Raw genomic sequence first — 22,114 nt, forward strand, 5'->3', positions numbered from 1 at the left:
CTCGGGGTCGCCCGACGCAGCGACGATCGTTGAGCCTTCACTCCGGCGACCAGTCAGTGCGCTGCTGATTTCGCTTGCGCCATTGAACGCGGACAAATATAGTCTGCGTTATGGCGCACCTCACCAGCAGTGTCGAATACGGCCTCCATTGCCTGCTCTGGCTGGTGGACGCCGGCGAGACGCAACCGAGCAGCCGCGACCTGGCGGAACTGCAGGGCATCTCGCCCAGCTTCGTGGCGAAGATCTTCCCGAAGCTGGAGAAGGCCGGCATCGTGGCGGCCAGCGCCGGCGTGCGCGGCGGCTACCGCCTGGCGCGGCCGGCGGAGCGCATCACGGTGCTGGACGTGGTGGACGCGATCGAGGGCGACAAGCCCCTGTTCGACTGCCAGGAGATCCGCGGTCGTTGCGCCGTCTTCGAGGGCGACGCGCCGCGCTGGGCGACCGGCGGCGTCTGCGCGATCCACGCTGTGATGCTGCGCGCGGAGAAGTCGATGCGCGACGCCCTGGCCCAGGAAACGCTCGCCGGCCTGGCCCTCACGCTGGGCCGCAAGGCGCCGGCGCGTTTCGGCCCGGACGTGCAGGCGTGGCTGAGCGACCGCGGCCAGTCGCGCGGCACCGCCAGGACCGTGCCGATCGCGCCGCTGCGGCGCGATCACGACCCGTGAACTGAGCGTCCCACCCCCTGATCGGCACCGCTTGCCCGGAGGCCTGCCGGCCCATCGGGAGCGCCGCCGCATGCCTGCGCGTCTTCTTCGAGCGCCGGAACCTCGCCACTTCTATCCTCATCAAGAAAGCATCGAATGACCCAGAAGATCGTGATCGCAGGCTCGGGCTTCGCCGGGACGTGGGCGGCGCTGTCGGCCGCTCGGGCCGTGTCGCTGGCCGGTCGGGAGCGCGACGTGGAGATCCTCGTCGTGTCGCCCACGCCCCATCTGCACATCCGCCCGCGCCTCTACGAGACCGCGTTCGAGGAGATGGCGCCGGACCTTGCGCCGCTGTTCGCGGCGGTCGGTGTCCGCCACCTTGCCGGGGTGGTGGAGGCCGTCCACACGGAGCGGCACGAGGTGGACGTGACCGGCACCGACGGCCGGCGCGTCACGCTGCCTTACGACCGCTTCGTGCTGGCGACCGGCAGCCGGCTGTTCCTGCCCGACGTGCCCGGTCTCGCCGAGCACAGCTTCAACGTCGATCAACTGGCCAGCGCGATGGCCCTCGACGCCCATCTGCGCTCGCTGGTCGAGCGGCCGGAGACGGCCGCGCGCAACACGGTCGTGGTGGCCGGCGGCGGCTTCACCGGCATCGAGACCGTGACCGAGATGCCACGGCGCTTGCGTGACATCCTCGGTCCGGACGCGAAGATCCGTGTCGTGATGGTGGAACAGGCACCGGTCATCGGTCCGGATCTCGGGCCGGTGCCGCGCCCGGTGATCGAGTCGGCCCTGGCCGAGTGCGGCGTGGAGGTGAGGACCTCCGCGGGGGTCGTGGCGATCGACGCCGACGGCGTGACCCTCTCCAGCGGCGAACGCATCGCGACCCACACCGTGGTGTGGACCGCCGGTGCCCGTGCCCACCCGCTGGCCGCGCAGATCGAGGGCGAACACGATCGCTACGGGCGCGTGCACGCCGACCCGCAGCTGCGGGCCCGCAGCGTGCCGGACGTGTTCGTCACCGGCGATGTCGCGCTGGCGGCCACCGACGGCGAGGGCCATCACGCGGCGATGTCCTGCCAGCACGCGCTGAGCCTGGGCCGAGTGGCGGGCCACAACGCTGCCGCCGAACTGGTGGGCCTGCCCACCCACCCCTACAGCCAGCCGAAGTACGTGACCTGTCTCGATCTGGGGCCCTGGGGCGCCCTCTTCACCGAAGGCTGGGACCGCCAGATCAAGCTGACGCGCGAGGTCGGCAAGGCCACGAAGCAGGCGATCAACACGCAGTGGATCTATCCGCCCCAGGCGGATCGCGAGGCCGCCTTCGCGATCGCCAACCCCGACCACGTCATCGTGCCGTGATGCGCGGCAGTGCATCAGCGGGGCATTTCATTTCCGTTTGGAGTTCCTCATGATGAAGACGCTCGCTGCTCCCCTCCTGCTCGCTGGCGCCATGCTCGCTGCGCCGGGGTCCCAGGCTGCCCCGCCTGCCCACGTCGAGCAGGTCATGTCCAGGCCGCTGGCCGACCTGACCGGCAAGGAAGGGCTGGTGCTCACCGTGAAGTACCCGCCGGGCGGGGCCGACGCCATCCATCGGCACAACGCGCATGCCTTCGTCTATGTGCTCGCGGGAGCGATCGTGATGCAGGTTGGCCTCGACGACGCCGACGGTCGCCTGCACGCGCTCAGTGGGCTCGGGCCGGCCGGTTGATGCCGACCGCGCCGTCGTTCGCTTCGAGCCAATCGAGCACACGCGATGCAATATGATCGACCACGATCCTTTGACTTGACAGATCGTAGTTGCCAAGTGAGTCGACCAGCGCGGAGCGAAAGTACAGCAACTGCGTTCCTTGCGCCGCGAGCCAGCTTCTCAGGCCGTCTCTCATCGCCCAGTCCGAGGTTCGCGAGCCGACATCAGGATGGCCCTGGTTCCACAAGGCGCGCATGCTCGACATGGACACGACATTGACCACCGCGCCGCCGCCATTTGTGGACAGCACAGGCGCGAACGCGTCGATGAGCTGCAGCAATGGGATTGCGGGCATCTGCTGCACGTCGACGAACCCAGCGTGCGCGTCTGCTGTAGGTGGCTGCCCAGGCTCGACCAGGGCTTCGTGGTTGACGATCAAGCTCACGTCCCCGAGTTCGCGTGCCAGCGCCTTCAACTGCCCGGGCCAAGCAACATCAAGCTGCACCGGGACGAACCGGAGCAGCTCCGAGCGGCCTGCGTCGGGCGATGCCCCATAGACCTTGGCCGCACCCCGTGCCAGCAGTGCGCGTACCAGCGCGGTGCCAATACCGCAGTCGGCCCCGGTGACGAGGGCGACGGTGCCATCGATTCTCATGTGGGGATCCGGGAGGACTGCGAGCGCCCGCCAGGTCGATCCATCAGTCCTTCAAGAACGAAGCCGAAGTACCTGTCGAGATCCTCGCGATCGCATGGCATGGCATCCTCGCTGTCGAAGTAGAGGTAGAGCGTCCTCCTGCAGACGCCGGCGCGTGCGGCAATCTCGTCGGCGCGTGTTGCAGCAAAGCCCTTCTCGATGAACGGTCCGAGGGCGGCATTCAGAAGCTCCTGAGGCCGCGCGTGCTTGCGTCGTCGGATCTGGAAGGCTGTGTGTCGATCATCGAAACGGCCTGTTCGCGTGCGGCGACGCCGGTCCTTCAGCGCCGCACCTGGCTCGGCTACTTCAACAGGTCCTTGATCGCATCGAGGCCGGCCTGCGCGCAGACTTCGTCGTTGTCGGGCATGCTGCCGCTCACGCCGATCGCGCCCACCAGCACATCGCCCACCTTGATCGGCAGGCCGCCGGGAATGCTGAGGACGCCGGGCGCCAAGGCGAGGCCCGGCATCGCGCCACCGCCCTTGTGGTCCTTGCCGAAGGAGAGCTCCTCGAAGACCCGTGTCGGAAACGGCGTGTTGGCCGACGCCTTGGCCTTGCTGATGGCGATGTCGCCCGAGCCGAGGAAGGCGGCGTCCATTCGCTGGAACAGGATGGGATGGGCACCGGCATCGACCACCGCGATGTTCATGCGCCAGGCCTTCTGTACCGCCAATTGACGGCAAGCGCTCGCTGCCTTCTCGGCCACGTCCAGCGACAGGACGGGCAGTCGTTCGAGCGCCGTTGCGGAAGTGGCGATGCCGGCGGCCATTGCAGCGACGGCACCGAGGCAGGTCATGCGGAGGCCCCGAGTGGGTGAGAGCCTGGAGGCAACGAAATCCGGCAGAGAGGCAAACATGTCTGGTCCTTTGCGTTTCGGGTTGAGGAAGAAGGCGTCGCGGCGAGCGACATGAGGGGGCGGCTTATGGAACGCGCGCGAGTCGCATCGCGTCATTCAGAACCTTGGCGGGCACGTCCGGCCTTTCGAGGACGATGAAGTGACCGGCTTCAGGCACCTGGATGAAGTCGGCCGCGGGGAGGAGTTGCCGGTTGGCCTGCCGGTCCGACGGTCGTGACCAATCCATTTCTCCATAGATGAGATGGACCGCTGCGCTGACCTCGGGATAACGGGAACGTGCCTCGATGAGGCTGGGCAGATTGCCGTACACCGCGCGTGCGACGACCGGGTAGCCGGGGCGGCGCCCTACCTTCAGCAGTTCATCGACGTAGTCCTCGTGCAGGGCGGCCGTGTTGCCGAGACCCCCACGGAGCACGGCGCGCATGATGGGCTTGGGTTCGACGCCGGCGACGGTCGGGCCGATGCCCGGCGCAAGCACGCCGGTCACGACGACCCGGGCCAGGAGGCTGGACCGCGCGATGCCGCCCGCGTAGTCGTAGGCATTGATCGCCACGACACGCCGCACCCGCTCGCGCAGGTCGGCCGCGGTGGTCAGGGCGAGCGTCGCGCCCATCGACTCGCCGAGCAGCGTCACGTCGCGCAGGTCGAGTCGGGTGACGAGGCTCTTCACCGCCGCGCGCATCGCGGGCTCGTCGTACGAAGCACCTGGAACGATCTGCGAGTAACCCATGCCAGGCAGATCGAGCGCGTACACCGTGTACCGCTCCTGGACCAGCGGGATGAGGTGGCGGAAGTGCTCGGCCTGCGTGCGTACGGTGTGCAGCAGGACCAACGGGGCCCCCGTTCCGCCCGCGAGGTAACGCAGTCGACCGTGGAGTTCCGGCCCGAGCGGGTCGAGAACGTGTTCGGTGGTTCCAGGAATGCTGATGGTGGATTGGGAATCGGTGGTCGCAGACAAGCTCGTCTCCTCGAAGTGGGGTGGGTGCGTCAGGGGCCCGTGGGTGTGGCCGTGGCTGTGGCGGCGAGCGGCACAGCGGCCGAGGCCCGAGCCGGGCTGTCGCGCCGGATGCGGAACCACGCGGCATACAGCGCCGGCACGAAGACGAGCGTGAGCGCCGTGGCGACCACCAGGCCGCCCATGATCGAGATGGCCATCGGCCCCCAGAACACGCTGCGCGTGAGCGGAATCATCGCCAGCACCGCGGCGGCGGCGGTCAGCACCACCGGGCGCGAGCGCCGCACCGTGGCGTCGACGATCGCCGTCCACGGCGCGACGCCGCGCGCGATGTCCTGGTCGATCTGGTCCACCAGGATGATCGAGTTGCGCATGATCATCCCGCTGAGCGCGATCACGCCCAGCAGCGCGACGAAGCCGAACGGGGCTTGGAAGACTAGCAGCGCCGGGACCACGCCGATGATCGCCAGCGGTCCGGTCAGGAACACCATCGCGAGCCGCGAGAAGCTCTGCAGCTGGATCATCAGCAGCGTCAGCATCACGGCGAACATGACCGGGAACACGGCGAACAGCGCCTCGTTGGCCTTGTTGCTCTCCTCGATGGCGCCGCCTTCCTCGATGCGGTAGCCCGGGGGCAGACTGTCGACAATCGGCTGCAGCGACGGCCGGATCTGCGCCGTCGCATACGGGCCTTGCACGCCGTCGACGACGTCGGCGCGCACGGTCAGCGCCATATCGCGGTTGCGCCGCCACAGCACCGGTTCCTCGAAGCTCGGCTCGATGCGCGCCATTTGCGACAAGGGCACGGTCGTCCCGCTGCGCGTGAAGACCTGCAGGTCGCCGATCTGGCCGATGCCCTTGCGCTCCTCCGGCACCGCTCGCACGACCACGTCGACCAGCTCCTCGCCGCGGCGGATCTGCGTGACCGGCGCGCCGTCGAGCGTCGTCTGCACGAGGCCCTGGATGTCCGCCGTGCTCAAGCCCAGCAGTCGGGCCTTGTCCTGGTCGACGTCGACCCGCACCGAGCGCACCTGCTCGTTCCAGTCCAGTTGCGTGTCGCGCACCAGGGCGCTCTGGCGCACCGTGTCGCGCACACGGTAGGCGATCTCGCGCACCTGTGCCTTGTCGGGGCCGACGACGCGGAACTGGACCGGGAAGCCCACCGGCGGCCCGAACTCCAGGCGTTGCACGCGAGCCCTGAGGTCTGGGAAGTCCTCGTCCTTGTCGAACAGCTCCATCAGGCGGGCGCGTACGCGCTCGCGCTGCTCGATGCCAGCCGTCTTGATGACGAACTGCGCGAACCCGGGGTTGGGCAGCTCCGGCTGGATGGACAGGTAGAAGCGTGGTGTGCCGGCGCCGGTGTACGCAGTGAAGAATTCGATGTCCGGGTCCTTCGCAAGCCGTTCCTCGACCCGCTTCACCTCACGCTCGGTAGCGGCGAAGGACGCGCCCTCGCGCAGCCGCAGGTCGACCAGCAGTTCGGGCCGCGAAGCGGTAGGGAAGAACTGCTGCTGCACCTTCAGCATGCCGGCGCCGGCGATACCGAGGATCAGCACCGTGGCCGCCAGAACCACGATGCGGTGCTGTACCGCCCAGTCGACGACACGGCGCAGCCGGTGGTAGACGGGCTTGTCGTACACGTCATGATGCGCGCCGGCCGACAGCTTCTTCGGCAGCAGCATCATGCCGAGGTACGGGGTGAAGATCACGGCCGCCAGCCACGACAGGATGAGCGCCACCCCGACGACCCAGAAGATGCCGCCCGCGTACTGGCCGGCGATCGATTTCGCGAAGCCGACCGGCATGAAGCCGGCGGCCGTGATCAGCGTGCCGGTCAGCATCGGAAACGCTGTCGAGGTATACGCATAGCTGACCGCTTGCAGCCGATCCCAGCCTTCTTCCAGCTTCACCACCATCATCTCCACGACGATGATGCGTCGTCGACCAGCAGGCCCAGCGCGATGATCAATGCGCCCAGCGAGATGCGGTCGAGGTTCCAGCCGGCGGCGTACATGACCGCCGCCACCAGCCCGAGCACCAGCGGCACCGACGCTGCGACCACGATGCCGGTACGCCAGCCAAGGAACAGGAAGGACACGGCGAGCACGATCGCCAAGGCTTCCAGGAACACGCGCTCGAACTCCCAGACTGATTCGGCCACGACGCGCGGCTGGTCGGCGTACTGCTGGATCTCCACGCCGGCCGGCAGTTCCTGCTGGACCTGCGCCAGCCGCTGCGCCAGCGCTTGCCCGAAGTCGAGCACGTTGCCGTTCTGCTGCATGGTCACGCCGATGGCCAGGACCGGCTCGCCGTTGTGGCGGATGCTGAAACTGGGTGGGTCCTCGTAGCCGGCGCGCACGGTGGCGATGTCGGCCAGTCGCAGCAACTGGCCACCCACCTCGAGCGTGACGTTGGCGACGTCGCGGACGTTGCTCAGTCGGCCGTCCACGCGGACCTGGACGCGGTCGTGCTCGGTGTCGGCCGAGCCGGCCGGCGTCACGAGGTTCTGGCGCGCCAGCGCATCGAATACCGCCGTCGGTGCGATGCCGAGCGCGGCCAGGCGCCGCGTGGAGACCTCCACGTACACCCGCTCGGCCTGCTTGCCCAGCACGTCGACCTTGGCTGCGCCAGGCACGCCCTGGAAGCGCCGCTTCACCGCCTCGGTGACGTCGACCAGCTCGGCCATCGACAGATCGGGGGCGCTCAGCGCGTAGAGCACGCTGTAGCGATCGTTGTACTCGTCGTTGAAGAAGGGGCCGCGCACGCCTTCGGGAAACTCCTGGCGGACGTCGCCGATCTTCTTGCGCACCTGATACCAGGCGTTGTCGAGTTCGGCCTTGCTGCTGCCGCCTTTCATCCACAGCGTGATGCCGCCGTAACCCTGGCGCGCGAAGCTGCGGACATAGTCGAAGTGATCCAGCTCCTGCAGGCGGCGCTCGATGCGGTTGAGCACCTGGTCCTGCACCTCCTGGGCCGTGGCGCCGGGCCACACGACGATGGCCGTCATCTGCGGCACGTCGAAATTCGGGTCCTCGAGGCGCCCCAGGCGGTTGAAGGACAGGCCGCCGACGATCAGCGTCGCGATGAGCAGGAACAGCACCATCGGCCGATGCGTGACGGCCCATTCTGAGAGGTTGAAACGCTTCATGAGCTGGTCTTCGCGACAGGGGGCGTGGCGGTATCTGTGACGCGCTCGATCGCGCGCACGCGGGTGCCGGCATCGAGCTTCTGGGCACCGACGCTGACGACCCGGCTGCCCATGGCCAGGCCCGTGACACGAACCGTCGCGTCGTCGAGCGACACGACCTGGACCGGCGTGAACACGAGACCTGAACCCTTGGCATTCAGCGCCCACACGCCGGCGGAGCCGCTCCCCTTGACCAGCGCGCTGACCGGCAGCACCGTGGCCGCGGAGCCGGCCGGTGCGCCGGATAGCGTCAGCTGCATGGTGCTGCCCAGCGGAAGCGCAGCCACTGGCGCGCGCGACTCCGCGGCGGCCGAGTACCGCGCGCGGTAGGTCCGGCCCGGCGTGCTGGCCTGCGGCGAGAGTTCGCGCAGCACGAGCCGGACCGGCGATCCCGGCTCGTTCCACGGGGCTGCCGTGGCGGCCAGAGTCCGCGCCCGGCCGACCCAATCCTCCGGCAGCTCGGCGACGATCTCGCGCTCGCCGTCCCGGGCCAGCGAGACGACGGACTGGCCTTCGGCCACTACCTGCCCACGCTCGAAGCGCAGCGCCGTGACGACGCCCGCGTAGGGCGCCACCAGCGTGGCGTAACCCGCGCGATTGCGGGCCAGTTCCAGCTGGCGCTTGGCCTGGTCGAGGCGCGCGGCCGCGGCATCGGCACGCGCCTTCTGCCGCTCGTGGTCAGCGGCGCCGACCGATCCGTCGGCCAACAACCGCCGGAACCGCGCTTCGTCGGACGCCGCCTGCTGCGCGTCTACCGAAGCGGCCTGCGCCTGATCGGCGGCTGCCTTCACGGCGAGCTCATAGTCGGCGGGGTCCAGCCGGGCCAGCACCTGCCCAGCCTTGACGCTGTCGCCGATCTCGACCAGCCGCTCGACCACCTTGCCGGCCGTTCGAAAGCCGAGTTCCGTTTCGACGCGGGCCCGGACCACCGACGTGAACGTGCGGGTTTGCGCGGAGGTGGCCGGCGCCACGGTCGTCACGAAGACCGGCTTCGCGATGGCCGGCGGCGCGGGCGGTTGGCTGCAGCCGGCCGTCAGCAGGGCGGCGGCCGCCATGCTCGTGAGCGCGGCGGCGGGGATGATCCTGTTCATTGGGGTGTCCTAGCGGCAAGAGGAGTGATGTCGGTGCCGGACTGGGTCACGGGAAACCCGCCGCCCAGCGCCTTGAAGAGCTGCACGTCGGCCAGCGCCTGCTGCAGGCGGCTGTCCGACCAGGCCAGTTCGCTGGCGAGCACGGAGCGCTGCACGTCCAGAAGCACCAGCAGGTCGATCTGTCCTTCGCGCTGCAGCGACTCGGCGCGCTGCAGCGAACGGCGGCGGTGCTCGACGGTGAGCGCGAGAGCGGCGCTGCGCTCGGCTTCCTGCGAGCGCACGAGCAGGCTGTCCTCGACTTCCTGGACCGCCACCAGCACGGCCTTCTGCCAGGCCAGCAAGGCCTCGTCGGCGCGCGCGGACTGCACGCGGATGCCCGCATCGAGGCGGCCGCCATTGAAGATGGGCGCAGCAAAGGCCAGGGCCACGTTCGAGAAGTGCACCGGTGCGAGATCCAGCGCGTTCAGGCGCAGGTCCTGGCGGCCGACGAGCGCGCTCAGGAACAGCTTGGGCCACCACTGGGCGCGGGCTTCGGCGCTGCGCAGCGCCTCGGCCCCGACACGCGCCTCGGCGGCGACCAGGTCGGGCCGGCGCCGCAGCAGCTCGCTCGGCTGGCCTGCTGCGATGGCCCGCATCGCCGGCCACGCGAAGGCCTGGTCGGCCTCGACCACCTTCGCCGACGGGTTGCGGCCGAGCAGGACGGCCAGCTTTGTCTGCGTGGTACCGACCAGCACGCGAAGCGCCGGAACCTGGGCATCGAGCGCATCGGCCTCGGCGCGCGCGCGATCCAGGTCGAAGGCGCTGGCCTGGCCTTCACGAAGGCGGCTTTGCACGCGCGCCGCGGTCTGACGCTGCGCATCCGCCAGAGCCAGCACGATGCGCAGCCGTTCCTCGGCACTGCGCAGCACGAAGTACTGCCGCGCCGCTTCGCTGGCTACGAGCAGGCGCGCGCCGTTTACCCCGGCGACGGCGGCTTGCGCATCGGAGTTTGCCGCGTCACGCGCCGCTCGAACGCCACCGGCCAGATCGATCTCCCAGGCGACATCGATGCCGGCACGCAACGTGCGGGTGTCCGGCAGGCTTTGCTTGACGGGTTCGGGCACTCCGCTGTGGCTGCGCGACGCGGCGGCCTGCGCACCCAACGTTGGCCACAACCGCGAGCCTTGGATATCGGCGCCGCGCGGGCCTGGACGACGCGCTGCAGTGCGATGGTCACGTCGTGGTTGGACGCCACAGCCTCGCTCACGAGCTTGGCCAGAGCGGGATCGCCAAATCCGTCCCACCAGTCGGCGTCCAGCGCCGTCGCCGAGCCGGTGGAAGGGCGTCGTTCGAGAAGCTTCTCGCCAGCGGCACGGGCGGGATAGGGCTTGAGCGCCGGGGCCGAGCACGCGGATAGGATGAACAGCGCCAAGACCGCTGTTGCAGCGCGGCTGGATCGCATGCGGACATGGCGGCGGCGATGCAACGAGGGTCTCATGGGTCTCTACAGTTAGTGGACTTGAAAGTCCAGTAAGTGTAGCGGCATATAATGTACTGTCAAGTCTACAAATTACATCGATGGCACGAAACGACAAGGAAGCGGCGCCCGTCTCGCGTCGCGGCCGGCCGCGCGACCCGGAGCGCTGTCGGCGCATCCTGGAAGCGGCGCGCAAGCACTTCTATGCGCACGGCCTGGAGCGCGCCAGCGTGGACGCCATCGCGGCGGAAGCCGGCGTCTCGAAGATGACCATCTACAGCAACTTCGGTTCGAAGGAGGGGCTGTTCGAGGCGATGGTCCAGGACCGTACCGACCGCGTGATGGGCGGTTCTGCCGGTGTCGAGGCGCTGGACCCGATGCAGCCGCGCAAGGCGCTGCTCGCGATCGGCGACCAGTTCCTGGTGCTGACGCGCGAAGAGCACACGCTGGGCAAGTTCCGCTCGCTGTACGGCGCCGCCGGTTCCCAGCCCGAGGCTTGCCAGGGCTTCTACCGGCAGGGCCCCGAGCGACTCATCGGCGAGTTGGCCGCGTACCTGCGCCGAGCGAACGACGCGGGATCGCTGAAGGTGACGAACCCCCGGCTGGCTGCCGACCTGTTCCTCGCGATGTTCCTGGGCGACGGCCACATGCGCGGGCTGCTGATGCTGACGATGCCCGAAGCGCGCGAGAACAAGGCACTGCTCCGCGAGGCCGTACGCATGTTCATGGCAGCCTACGAGATCGCGGGCTGATGCGCCTGCGACTGCCGGAGTCGGGCGTCGCTTCGATCAGGCCGAGCCGAAGGTCTTTCGCAGGCCGGCATCGACTGGATTCGTGGATCGTGCGTATCGCTCTGAATACGTCGGTATCGAAGCGTGCCTGCGGCTCGGCGATGGACGCGTTCCGCCGCCGTAACGCGATTCTGGGCCGTTGCCGGTTCGATGGACACCGTCCTAAGCTTCTCGATCCTTATCGGACTGTGTGGGACTTACGTTGCCGAGAGACGGGTGCCGGCGAGTAGTCTCGACAGACTTTTCCAGCGTCGACCCCCATTGGCTTCAGATCGTCCACTGCAATCTCACCAGCCAGGGACGCGCTAAGCAATCTGGAGTTTGGTGGGCCGGATGGTGCGTCAAACGAAAAACGGGCCGCGAAGGCCCGTCTTTCCTGGCATTTTGGTGGTGCTGAGGCGACGCCACGCGGCCTATCACGGCTGCAATGAGTTCCGATGAGCACCGTTCGGCGATGATTCTACGCTGATCACCGTCCTTTGGCACTCCTGTGTCGTATCCGGCCGTCTTTTGCGGACGCCGGTTCAATCCCCAAACGCGGAATCGAACTCGACCCCCGAGGCGTAGCTACGCTCGTGTTGTTGCGGTCCAAGTTGTGGCGCATAATGTCATCAGTTTGATGATGTGAACCGCCTAGCAATGGACAAACATAAAACCAATCGCAGTCTTTCGGCCGTCCGTCTTGGATGAGGAGCCTTCGGTGACTCAACCCCATCGCGTCGAGAGCTTGAGCCACGCCCAGCGCGAGCGGCTGGCCTACATCGACTTCCGGCTCTACTTCTTCGGTGAGATCGGTCGCCCAGACCTGATTGAGCGCTTCGGCGTGGCTCCAGCAGGGGCGACACGCGACTTGGCGCTGTACCGGGAGATCGCGCCGCAGAACATCACCTTTGACGGTAGCAACAAGATCTACCGGATCGGGCAGGCGTTCTCCCCGCTGTTCGAACACGCATCGCAGCGCGTGCTGTCGGCGCTGGCTCTGGGCTTCGGCGATGGCGTGAACGGCGCAACGCAGCCGCTGCTGCCGTGCGAGTCGCCCACCGCTCTGAGCAACCCCAGGATGGACGTGTTGGCCCCGGTCTGCCGGGCGATCCACGCCAAGCGACCCGTCGCCATCCGATACCACTCGATGAGCAGCGGTGAGTCCGAGCGAGTCATCGTGCCCTTCGCGCTGGTGGATACCGGCCTGCGCTGGCACGTCCGGGCCTTTGATCGCAAGAGCGGAGAGTTTCGGGATTTCGTCGTCACCCGCATCGAAGCGCCAACGCTGCTCGACGAGGAACCACAGGCCAACGAACGGCCGGACAACGACATCCAGTGGACGCGCATCGTCGAACTGGACTTCGTGCCGCACCCGCGCCTTGAACGCCCCGAGATCATCAAGATGGACTACGGGATGACCGACGGCTCGATTCGGATGCGCGTTCGCGCCGCTGTGGCGGGCTACATGCTGCTGCGCTGGAGCGTGGACTGCTCGCCCGACCACCGTCTCAAGGAAGAACAGTACCGCCTATGGCTCAGCGATCCGCTGGCGCTGTACGGCGTTGAGAACGCCAAGCTTGCGCCGGGGTATCAAGCCCCGGCAGCAAAGACATCACGTAAAGGGTAAGAACACGATGGCACAGAACGACACCGCCAAAAACGGCAACGGAGGCAACCTCGGCTTCGAGGCTGATCTTTTCAAGGCCGCCGACAAGCTGCGCGGCAACATGGAACCCAGCGACTACAAGCACGTCGCGCTCGGGCTCATCTTCCTGAAGTACATCTCCGACGCCTTCGAGGCCAAGCACAAGGCGCTGCTAGCCGAAGACGCGCAGGCCGCCGAGGACAAAGACGAGTACCTCGCGGACAACGTGTTCTGGGTGCCGAAGGAGGCGCGCTGGTCGCACCTTCAGGCCAACGCCAAGCTGCCCACCATCGGCACCTTGATCGATGACGCGATGCGCGCCATCGAGAAGGACAACGAGTCTCTCAAGGGTGTGCTGCCCAAGGACTACGCCCGACCCGCGCTCAACAAGGTGATGCTGGGCGAGCTGATCGACCTGATCTCCGGCATTGCGCTCAACGAGGAAGGCGACCGCTCGAAGGACATTCTCGGGCGCGTGTACGAGTATTTCCTGGGCCAGTTCGCCGGTGCCGAAGGCAAGCGTGGCGGCGAGTTCTACACGCCGCGCTCCGTGGTGCGCGTGCTGGTCGAAATGCTGGAGCCGTACTCCGGCCGCGTGTACGACCCGTGCTGCGGATCGGGCGGGATGTTCGTTCAGTCGGAAAAGTTCGTGCAGGAGCACGGCGGCCGCATTGGCGATATCGCGATCTATGGGCAGGAGTCGAACTACACCACGTGGCGGCTAGCCAAGATGAACTTGGCGGTGCGCGGCATCGACTCCGACATCCGCTGGAACAACGAGGGCAGCTTTCACAAAGACGAACTGCGCGACCTCAAAGCCGACTACATCCTCGCCAACCCGCCCTTCAACATCTCCGACTGGGGTGGCGACCGCCTGCGTGAAGACGTGCGCTGGAAGTTCGGCGCACCGCCTGTGGGCAATGCCAACTACGCCTGGCTCCAGCACATCTACCACCACCTCGCGCCCAACGGCACGGCTGGCGTGGTACTGGCGAACGGCTCGATGAGCTCCAACCAGTCGGGCGAAGGCGATATCCGCAAGGCGATGCTCGAGGCCGACGCGGTGGATTGCATGGTCGCGCTGCCCGGGCAGCTCTTTTACTCCACGCAGATTCCCGCCTGCCTGTGGTTCCTGGCCCGCAACAAAAACCCGGGCAAGGGGCTGCGCGACCGGCGCGGGCACGTGCTGTTCATCGACGCCCGCAAGCTGGGCGTGCTGGTGGATCGCACCCGACGCGAACTCACCGACGAGGAAGTCCAGAAGATCGCCGACACATACCACTCCTGGCGTGGTGAAGATGGCGCGGGCGAATACGCGGACGTGGCGGGTTTCTGCAAGTCTGCCTCAATGGACGACATCCGCAAGCACGGCCACGTATTAACGCCGGGGCGCTACGTTGGGACTGGAGACCTCGTCAAAGACGATGAGTCCTTCGAAGAGCGGATGACTCGACTCACGACCGATCTGGGGGAGCAACTCGTTGAGTCTGCGAGCCTGCAAGCGACCATGCGAGATCAACTGAAGCTCCTAGGCTTCCCCATCGCGGAGCTTGAGCAATGAAGTTGTCCGATCTGATCGATTTCAATCCGAAGCGTCCCATTGAGAAGGGTGCCATTGCACCATTTATTGAGATGGCGGACTTGCCCGAGGGAGAGCGAGACGTCTCAGGAATCGGCAACCGCATCTTCAACGGTGGCGGCAGCAAGTTCAAGAACGGCGACACGCTGTTCGCTCGTATCACACCCTGTCTCGAAAACGGAAAGACCGCGAAGGTGAGCGGCCTGCCTGACAACGCTGTTGGTCATGGCTCGACCGAATTCATCGTCATGGCCGCAAAAGACCCGGGCGTCGACGAAGATTTCGTCTACTACGTTGCGAGGCATCCCGAGTTTCGGGCCTACGCGAAAGGCCGGATGGAGGGAACGTCTGGGCGACAGAGAGTCTCCTGGCAAGCAATCTCAGATTACGAGATCCCAGACTTTTCCAGCCATGAGCGAAGCGGAATCGGAAGTGTTTTGTCGTCGATGGACAACCTCATCGCCAACTACCGTCGGGTCAATCAATCGTTGGAATCGATGGCTCGCACCCTGTTCAAGGCGTGGTTCGTAGACTTCGAGCCGGTGCGCGCCAAGATCGAAGGCCGCTGGCAGCGTGGCCAGTCGCTGCCCGGCATGCCCGCGCACCTCTACGACCTCTTCCCCGACCGGCTCGTCGAATCGGAGCTGGGTGAGATTCCGGTGGGTTGGGAAATGCGCTCCCTGGACTCGATTGCGAACTATCTAAACGGTCTTGCGCTACAGAAGTTCCCGCCGGAAAGCGACGACGAGTTTCTGCCGGTCATCAAGATCGCGCAGCTACGCGCCGGGAACACGAATGGGGCAGACCGGGCAAGCGCCCGAATCAAGCCTGAGTATGTTGTTGTCGATGGCGACGTACTTTTCTCGTGGTCAGGCTCGCTTGAGGTCGAGGTGTGGAACGGCGGGCGGGGTGCGTTGAATCAGCACTTGTTCAAGGTGACGTCCGATACGGTTCCGAAGTGGTTCTACTTCTTCGCTACTCGCCATCATTTGCAGAGCTTCCGTGCGATTGCCGCCGACAAGGCGACGACCATGGGTCACATTCAGCGCAAACATCTGACAGATGCCCGGGTCGCTGTTGCGTCTCCGGAGGGAATGAAGAAGTTTGACATCGCGATTGCTCCGCTATTCGATCAGCTGGTCAGCAATGCGCAGCAATCCCGCTCCCTCGCCCAACTGCGAGACACGCTGCTGCCCAAGCTGATTTCCGGCGAACTGCGCGTGCCTGATGCCGAACGCATCGCCGGAGCGGCGGTATGACCTTGGATTGGTGCCCCGGTATCCGCGAGGCCTGCGGCCATTGGCGTGACGCGCCGATGCTGCAGCAGACCTTCGAGGCGATGGAGCGCAATCTGGAGCAAAGCAACGATGCGTGCATCGACTGCGCCAAGACCGTCGTCGAGGTGGTGTGCCGCGTGGTGGTGGAAAGTTTCCACACCCAACAAGGCCCGCTCAAGCCAACGCAGGAGACGCCCTCGCTGTCGGATTGGCTGACCGCAGCAATTCGCGCACTCAAGCTGGGCGATGTCCGTGACGACCGTTTCAAGAAGCTGGTGTCCAGCCATCACAAGTTGGCCGACGCGCTGAACGACCTGCGCAACAAGGCAGGCCCCGCCAGCCACGGCAAAGACCCGTATCTGGCTCGATTGGCAGAACACCACCGCCGCAGCGCGGTTCTGGCAGCCGATGCCATCGTGGCCTTTCTGCATCAGGCTTATCTGGATGCGCAGCTCGACCCGATCAGCTCTCGCGAGCCGTGGGAGCGGTTTGCGCAGGATAACGCGCTGATCGATGCGCACGTGGGGCTGGCGGTGGACGCTGAGGATGGCGACTCGCCAACCTTGCGCTTCCTGCTGCCTGGCGGCGATGAGCTGCCCATCAACATCGAAGTCAGCCGTTTGCTTTACCAACTGGATCGGGATGCCTACGTCGAAGCCCTGAACGCTGCGCGCGGCGCACCTGCTCTGGCTGCGGAGCCGGTCGAAGGACAAGGAGAGTCAGCATGAAGTTGACCCGCATCGCCAAGCTACGGCTCCGAGTGTTCCGCGACTTTGCTTGGCCAACAGAACTGCACTCGTTCGCGCAGTTCAATGTCATCTATGGATGGAACGGCAGCGGCAAAACGACGCTGTCATGGATGCTTTCGCTCGTTGAGAAGAAGACCGCGCTCCTTGAAGGTGAAGCGGCACTGGAGATCGACGGCACAACGAAGGTCGCAGGCTCCGCTTTCGCTTCGGCGCAACTGCCCCAAGTGCGCGTCTTCAACCGGGATTTCATCAATGCCACCCTGTCACAAACGGGCGGCATTGCGCCGATCTACTTTCTCGGCGAAGACAGTATCGAGAAGCAGGCACGGGTCGAGCAGCTCAAGAAGGAACTTGCCACGACCGACATCAATTCGCGTACTGCTCAGGCCGACAAGACAAGAGCAGAGTCGAAGCTGGACGATTTCTGTAAGGACAAGGCGAAGCTCATCAAGGAGCTGTTGACCACCGCGAACAGCCAGACCTACAACAACTACGACAAGCGACTTTTCAGGCGTGCCGTTGAAGCAATGGATGCGCAGCAGGCGGCGGCCGCGACTCTGACCGACGAGCAGAAAACACAGCTCCATAGCCAGAAGAACGCCCAGCCAAAGCCCCTGGTAGAGAAGGTCGCCGCGCCATCCATCGAACTTGATGTGTTGGCGAGTGAGGTAGACACCCTGGTCGGTCGCTCCGTCGTCGCGCAGACGCTCGATGAACTGACCAGCAATGCCAAGCTTGCCGCGTGGGTGCAAGAAGGGCTTCATCTGCACTCGGGCGAGCACGCCTCCGACACCTGCCGCTTCTGCCAGCAGCCGCTTCAGGCAGCGCGTCGCGCCGCGCTCGAAGCTCACTTCAACGATGCCTTCGCGGGATTTCAGAAAGACCTGTCTGCTCTTTTATCGAAGCTGAAGGCGGCCAAGCAGGCTGCGGCCTCACTGTCGCTGCCCGATGTTTCACGCTTCTATGAAGCGCTCGCGTCCGAAGTGCCATCCGCCTGCACGATGGTTTTGACGGCGCAGTCTGAGACCCAATCCGCGCTCGATGCCCTCATCGCACGTGTCGAGGCCAAGCGCGATCAGCCGTTCGCACCCACCGCCACGCTGACACCTGCTACCGCGAAACCTTCCTCGATCACCGACTCAGTCGCCGCATTCAACGGGATCGTGGAGAAGCACAACCGCATCTCCGCAGAGTTCACAGCGTCAGTCGATAGTGCGTGCAAGAAGCTTGAAGCCTCGTATGTCGCGGAGGCACACACCGAGTTCGTCCAGCTCTCCGGGGCTGCGAAACCGCGACCGCCGAACTGGATGGCATAAAGGCTACGCAGGCAGAAACCCAGACGCAGATCAATGAGCTGGAACGCGCGATCCTCGAACATCGCCGCCCCGCTGACGAGCTGACTGCAGAGCTATGCGCCTACCTTGGGCGCGACGAGTTGCGCTTCGAGGTGAAAGGCACCGGCTACGCGCTGACCCGCAGCGGCCAGTACGTAACGCATTTGAGCGATGGAGAGCGCACGGCGATTGCATTCCTCTATTTCCTCAAGTCGCTGCAGGACAGAGCATTCGACTTGAAGAATGGGATTGTCGTCATTGATGACCCGGTGTCGAGCCTCGATGACAACGCACTGTTCTCGGCCTTCGGCTACATGAAGGATCGCACCAAGGAGGCCGGGCAGCTTTTCATCTTGACGCACAGCTTCTCGTTTTTCCGGTTGGTGAAGAACTGGTTCCATCACCTGCCTGGGCAACGAAAGAAGAAGGTCGAAGACCGGCCCGGTCGGCTCTTTCTGCTTCGTACCCGGCGTCACGCGGACGGATCGCGCACCAGCGAGTTAGGCCACCTTGATCCTCTACTTGAAGAGTACGAATCGGAGTACCAGTACCTGTTCAAGCGCGTCCACGAGGAGGCTCACCGCAATGACGTTGTTCAACTGGAACACCACTACGGTTTGCCAAACGTCGCGCGCCGATTGATCGAGGCCTTCCTCGCATTCCGATTCCCCGAGATGAGCGGCGATCTTGGCCCACGACTCGAGCGGGTGGATTTCGACAGCGCGAAAAAGACCCGCATCCTCCGCTTGCTCAACACGTATTCACATGCTGGCGCAATCGCTGATCCGGGACACGATCTTTCTCTACTTGCAGAAACCCAACCCGTGTTGCGCGACACACTCGAAATGATGATGGCTGTCGACCGTGAGCATTACGACGGTCTATTGAAGCTGGTGGCGATTCAGCCCATCGAAGAACAAGGAGAACCGTAATGGCGTTTCTGTCGGAGGCCGCCGTGGAGCATGCGCTGCTGGATCAGCTGCGTGCTCTCGATTACAGCATCGAACGTGAGGAGGACATCGGCCCCGATGGACACCGCCCGGAGCGTGAGAGCCACGATGAGGTCGTGCTCAAGAAGCGGTTCGAGGACGCCGTCGCGCGTCTGAACCCTGGCCTCCCATTGGAGGCACGTCAGGATGCAATTCGGAAGGTGACGCAGTCCGAACTGCCCTCATTGCTCGAAGAAAACCGCCGCCTCCACAAGCTGATGACGGAAGGCGTCGACGTCGAGTATTACGCCGACGACGGCACGCTGACAGCGGGCAAGGTCGCGCTCATCGACTTCGAACACACGGAACAGAACGACTGGTTGGCGGTGAGCCAGTTCGTGGTGATCAACGGCCAGAACAACCGGCGGCCCGATGTGGTGGTGTTCGTGAACGGCTTGCCGCTGGGCGTGATCGAGCTGAAAGCGCCTGGCAGCGCAGGGGCGCATCTGCTGGGCGCGTTCAACCAGCTGCAGACCTACAAGAAGCAAATCCCGGCGCTGTTCAACACCAACGCGCTGCTGGTCACCTCGGACGGCATTGCGGCCCGGGTGGGTTCACTCTCGGCAGACCTGGAGCGCTTCATGCCGTGGCGCACCACCGACGGCACGGACGTTGCCCCGAAAGGTGCGCCGGAACTCTCGACCCTGATCGAAGGCGTTTTCGAGCATCGTCGCCTGCTCGATCTGCTCTGTCACTTCACGGTCTTCGGCGAAACCGGTTCCGGGCTCGCCAAGATCATCGCGGGCTACCACCAGTTCCACGCGGTGCGACACGCGGTCAACAGCACGGTGGCTGCGTCCTCGCCGGAGGGCAATCAGCGGGTCGGCGTCATCTGGCACACCCAAGGCTCCGGCAAAAGCCTGCTGATGGCTTTCTACGCCGGGCAACTGGTCAAACACCCGGCGATGGCCAACCCGACACTGGTGGTGCTGACCGACCGCAACGACCTCGACGACCAGCTCTTCTCTACGTTCTCGATGTGCCGCGATCTGATCCGGCAGACGCCGGTACAGGCCGAGAGCCGCGAAGATCTTCAGAAGGTCTTGAGTCGGGCATCTGGCGGCGTGATTTTCACGACCTTGCAGAAGTTCGGCGAGATTGCGGAGCCCCTCACTACGCGCCGCAACGTGGTCGTCATCGCGGATGAAGCGCACCGCAGCCAGTACGGCTTCAAGGCCAAGGTGGACGCAAAGACCGGGGAAATCTCCTACGGCTTTGCCAAGTACATGCGCGACGCCCTGCCGAACGCATCCTTCATCGGCTTTACCGGTACGCCCATCGAAGCGGACGACGTCAATACCCCGGCGGTGTTCGGCAACTACATCGATGTCTACGACATCAGCCGCGCGGTCGAGGATGGCGCGACCGTGCCGATCTACTACGAGTCGCGGTTGGCGCGGATCGAACTCGACGAGGAAGAAAAGCCGAAGATCGACGCCGAGGTCAACGAATTGACCGAAGAGGAATCCGAGGCCGACCAGGAGCGCTTCAAGAAGAAGTGGTCAACGGTCGAAGCCCTGGTTGGCAGCGACAAGCGCCTTGCCCTGGTAGCCAAGGATATGGTCGCCCACTTCGAGGATCGCGTAGCAGCCCTCGACGGCAAGGCGATGGTGGTGTGCATGAGCCGCCGCATCTGCGTCAAGCTCTACGACGAGATCGTCAAGCTGCGACCGGACTGGCACAGCACCGATGACAACGCGGGAGCGGTCAAGATCGTGATGACGGGCGCAGCGAGCGACCCGCAGGAGTGGCAGCAGCACATCGGCAACAAGGCCCGGCGCGATCTGCTGGCCAAGCGTGCCCGCGATCCCAAAGACCCGCTCAAGCTGGTGATCGTGCGGGACATGTGGCTGACCGGCTTTGACGCACCGTGTATGCACACGATGTACGTTGACAAGCCGATGCAGGGTCACGGACTGATGCAGGCGATTGCGCGCGTGAACCGCGTGTTCCGCGACAAGCCTGCCGGACTGATCGTGGACTACATCGGTATCGCGCAAAACCTGAAGTCTGCCCTGCAGCAATATTCCAAGAACGACCAGGAGAACACCGGCGTCGACGAAGCGCAGGCCATCGCGGTGATGATGGAGAAGTACGAAGTCTTGCGGGACATGTACCACGGCTACGACTACGTTTCCGCGATGAGCGGCACGCCGCAGGAGCGCTATCGATGATGGCGGGAGCCATCGAGTGGATTCTCGACCTGCAACAGAAGTTGGCGGCGAAAGAGAAAACCAAAGAAGGCAAGAAGAACGCTCACCGCCGATACCAGGACGCCGTGCTGGCGTTGTCCAAGGCGTTCGCCCTGGCATCCGCTTCCGACGAGGCCCGCGAAATCCGGGAGGAAGTCGGCTTCTTCCAGGCGATCCGTGCCGCGCTGGTCAAGAGCAGCACGGGGTCTGGCGTGACCCAGCAAGAGCGCGAGCTGGCCATCCAGCAGATCGTCAGCCGTGCGGTAGTGTCTACCGAGATCGTGGACATCCTGGCCGCTGCGGGCATCAAGAGCCCGGACATCTCCATCCTCTCCGACGAATTCCTCGCCGAAGTTCAGCAGATGGAGAAGAAGAACCTCGCGCTGGAAGCCTTGCGCAAGCTGATCAACGACGGCATTCGCTCGCGCAGCAAGGCCAACGTGGTGCAGACCAAGGCGTTCTCGGAGCGATTGGAGGATGCGGTGGCGCGCTACCACGCCAACGCCATCACCACCGCCGAGGTGCTGCAGGAACTGATCCAACTGGCCAAGGACATCCGTGCGGCGCGCCAGCGTGGCGAAGAGGCAGGGCTGTCTGATGAGGAGATCGCCTTCTACGACGCCCTGGCCGAGAACGAAAGCGCGGTGCAGATGATGGGCGACGACAAGCTCAAGCTGATTGCCCACGAATTGCTGATGAGTCTGCGCGAAAACGTGTCGGTCGACTGGGCCCACCGGGACTCTGCCCGCGCACGGATGCGGGTGCTGGTGAAGCGCATCCTGCGGAAGTACGGCTACCCGCCCGATCTCCAAGACACCGCTGTGCAAACGGTTCTGCAGCAGGCCGAGGCGTTGTCATCAGGGTGGTCGATTACGCATCGCGGCACTACCTGATCAGTACCGGCAAGAGGCGTCACTTCACTGAAACAAGAAAAGAGGAAAGCCGAGAGATATGGCCCGCATCGAAAACCACAAATACAGCATCGAGGAAGTGTGCGCGC

General features: G+C 65.1%; 13 protein-coding genes and 4 pseudogenes. 10 read left to right on the forward strand and 7 right to left on the reverse strand.

All coding sequences use genetic code 11. From position 1 onward, the window contains the following. The first annotated feature begins 110 nt into the window (after window positions 1-110). The 3 genes from Y694_RS04845 (at window position 111) to Y694_RS04855 (ending at window position 2,358) form a co-directional block, all read left to right on the forward strand. Window positions 111-665 (forward strand): Rrf2 family transcriptional regulator, encoded by a 555-nt coding sequence (locus Y694_RS04845; protein ID WP_036230311.1) that lies wholly within the window; start codon window positions 111-113, stop codon window positions 663-665. 135 nt (window positions 666-800) lie between these two features. After that, window positions 801-2,009, forward strand: coding sequence for an NAD(P)/FAD-dependent oxidoreductase (locus Y694_RS04850; protein WP_036230313.1), 1,209 nt, complete (start codon window positions 801-803; stop codon window positions 2,007-2,009). Between the two features lie 49 nt (window positions 2,010-2,058). Then, window positions 2,059-2,358 (forward strand): hypothetical protein, encoded by a 300-nt coding sequence (locus tag Y694_RS04855; protein WP_197028730.1) that lies wholly within the window; start codon window positions 2,059-2,061, stop codon window positions 2,356-2,358. Here the strand turns inward: Y694_RS04855 and Y694_RS04860 are convergent. From Y694_RS04860 to Y694_RS04885, 7 genes and pseudogenes are all read right to left on the reverse strand, one after another. Beyond that, a complete protein-coding gene (locus Y694_RS04860) occupies window positions 2,333-2,992 on the reverse strand; it encodes an SDR family NAD(P)-dependent oxidoreductase (protein ID WP_051495569.1) in 660 nt (219 codons plus the stop codon). The two genes, Y694_RS04855 and Y694_RS04860, sit on opposite strands and share 26 nt — an antisense overlap. Before the next feature lie 98 nt (window positions 2,993-3,090). Further along, window positions 3,091-3,252: pseudogene (locus tag Y694_RS25480) on the reverse strand (helix-turn-helix domain-containing protein); the annotation flags it as partial. Between the two features lie 80 nt (window positions 3,253-3,332). Continuing rightward, window positions 3,333-3,827, reverse strand: a complete 495-nt coding sequence (locus tag Y694_RS04865; RefSeq protein WP_197028731.1) for a heme-binding protein — start codon at window positions 3,825-3,827, stop codon at window positions 3,333-3,335. A gap of 124 nt (window positions 3,828-3,951) precedes the next feature. Beyond that, window positions 3,952-4,845, reverse strand: coding sequence for an alpha/beta fold hydrolase (locus Y694_RS04870; protein ID WP_036230314.1), 894 nt, complete (start codon window positions 4,843-4,845; stop codon window positions 3,952-3,954). Window positions 4,846-4,874: 29 nt separating this feature from the next. Beyond that, window positions 4,875-7,990, reverse strand: a pseudogene (locus Y694_RS04875) (efflux RND transporter permease subunit). After that, complete coding sequence (locus Y694_RS04880) at window positions 7,987-9,084, reverse strand: efflux RND transporter periplasmic adaptor subunit (protein WP_161727946.1); 1,098 nt, start codon at window positions 9,082-9,084, stop codon at window positions 7,987-7,989. The pseudogene Y694_RS04875 and the gene Y694_RS04880 overlap by 4 nt, the downstream one beginning before the upstream one ends. Window positions 9,085-9,116: 32 nt before the next feature. After that, entirely contained in the window at window positions 9,117-10,754 is a 1,638-nt protein-coding gene (locus tag Y694_RS04885; RefSeq protein WP_081782189.1) for an efflux transporter outer membrane subunit, read from the reverse strand. On the opposite strand from Y694_RS04885, the gene Y694_RS04890 reads away from it, so the two are divergent. The 7 genes and pseudogenes from Y694_RS04890 (at window position 10,678) to Y694_RS04920 (ending at window position 22,007) form a co-directional block, all read left to right on the forward strand. Continuing rightward, a complete protein-coding gene (locus tag Y694_RS04890; RefSeq protein WP_081782188.1) occupies window positions 10,678-11,328 on the forward strand; it encodes a TetR/AcrR family transcriptional regulator in 651 nt (216 codons plus the stop codon). The genes Y694_RS04885 and Y694_RS04890 overlap by 77 nt on opposite strands. A gap of 739 nt (window positions 11,329-12,067) precedes the next feature. After that, complete coding sequence (locus Y694_RS04895) at window positions 12,068-12,976, forward strand: YafY family protein (RefSeq protein ID WP_197028733.1); 909 nt, start codon at window positions 12,068-12,070, stop codon at window positions 12,974-12,976. Window positions 12,977-12,983: 7 nt separating this feature from the next. Continuing rightward, window positions 12,984-14,555 (forward strand): class I SAM-dependent DNA methyltransferase, encoded by a 1,572-nt coding sequence (locus Y694_RS04900; protein WP_036230319.1) that lies wholly within the window; start codon window positions 12,984-12,986, stop codon window positions 14,553-14,555. Next, entirely contained in the window at window positions 14,552-15,832 is a 1,281-nt protein-coding gene (locus Y694_RS25485) for a restriction endonuclease subunit S (protein WP_036230321.1), read from the forward strand. The genes Y694_RS04900 and Y694_RS25485 overlap by 4 nt, the downstream gene beginning before the upstream one ends. Next, the gene (locus tag Y694_RS04910; RefSeq protein WP_036230324.1) at window positions 15,829-16,578 is read left to right on the forward strand and encodes an abortive infection family protein; all 750 of its coding nucleotides are present in this window, start codon (window positions 15,829-15,831) and stop codon (window positions 16,576-16,578) included. Before Y694_RS25485 ends, Y694_RS04910 begins: the two co-directional genes overlap by 4 nt. Beyond that, window positions 16,575-18,865 (forward strand): annotated as a pseudogene (locus tag Y694_RS26645) (ATP-binding protein). Before Y694_RS04910 ends, Y694_RS26645 begins: the two are co-directional and overlap by 4 nt. Then, window positions 18,865-22,007 (forward strand): annotated as a pseudogene (locus Y694_RS04920) (type I restriction endonuclease subunit R). The pseudogenes Y694_RS26645 and Y694_RS04920 overlap by 1 nt, the downstream one beginning before the upstream one ends. Window positions 22,008-22,114 lie beyond the last annotated feature (107 nt).

The sequence above is a fragment of the Methylibium sp. T29-B genome (assembly GCF_000576225.1).
Classification (GTDB): domain Bacteria; phylum Pseudomonadota; class Gammaproteobacteria; order Burkholderiales; family Burkholderiaceae_C; genus Methylibium; species Methylibium petroleiphilum.

What these genes read in the sequence shown, in the direction of transcription:
- Y694_RS25485 (WP_036230321.1), top strand. Translation starts at nt 14,552, where the DNA reads ATGAAGTTGTCCGATCTGATCGATTTCAATCCGAAGCGTCCCATTGAG.
- Y694_RS04910 (WP_036230324.1), top strand. Translation starts at nt 15,829, where the DNA reads ATGACCTTGGATTGGTGCCCCGGTATCCGCGAGGCCTGCGGCCATTGG.
- Y694_RS04855 (WP_197028730.1), top strand. Translation starts at nt 2,059, where the DNA reads ATGATGAAGACGCTCGCTGCTCCCCTCCTGCTCGCTGGCGCCATGCTC.
- Y694_RS04850 (WP_036230313.1), top strand. Translation starts at nt 801, where the DNA reads ATGACCCAGAAGATCGTGATCGCAGGCTCGGGCTTCGCCGGGACGTGG.
- Y694_RS04845 (WP_036230311.1), top strand. Translation starts at nt 111, where the DNA reads ATGGCGCACCTCACCAGCAGTGTCGAATACGGCCTCCATTGCCTGCTC.
- Y694_RS04900 (WP_036230319.1), top strand. Translation starts at nt 12,984, where the DNA reads ATGGCACAGAACGACACCGCCAAAAACGGCAACGGAGGCAACCTCGGC.
- Y694_RS04885 (WP_081782189.1), bottom strand. Translation starts at nt 10,754, where the DNA reads ATGCGCCGACAGCGCTCCGGGTCGCGCGGCCGGCCGCGACGCGAGACG.
- Y694_RS04865 (WP_197028731.1), bottom strand. Translation starts at nt 3,827, where the DNA reads ATGACCTGCCTCGGTGCCGTCGCTGCAATGGCCGCCGGCATCGCCACT.
- Y694_RS04890 (WP_081782188.1), top strand. Translation starts at nt 10,678, where the DNA reads ATGGCACGAAACGACAAGGAAGCGGCGCCCGTCTCGCGTCGCGGCCGG.
- Y694_RS04880 (WP_161727946.1), bottom strand. Translation starts at nt 9,084, where the DNA reads ATGGCGGCCGCCGCCCTGCTGACGGCCGGCTGCAGCCAACCGCCCGCG.
- Y694_RS04860 (WP_051495569.1), bottom strand. Translation starts at nt 2,992, where the DNA reads ATGAGAATCGATGGCACCGTCGCCCTCGTCACCGGGGCCGACTGCGGT.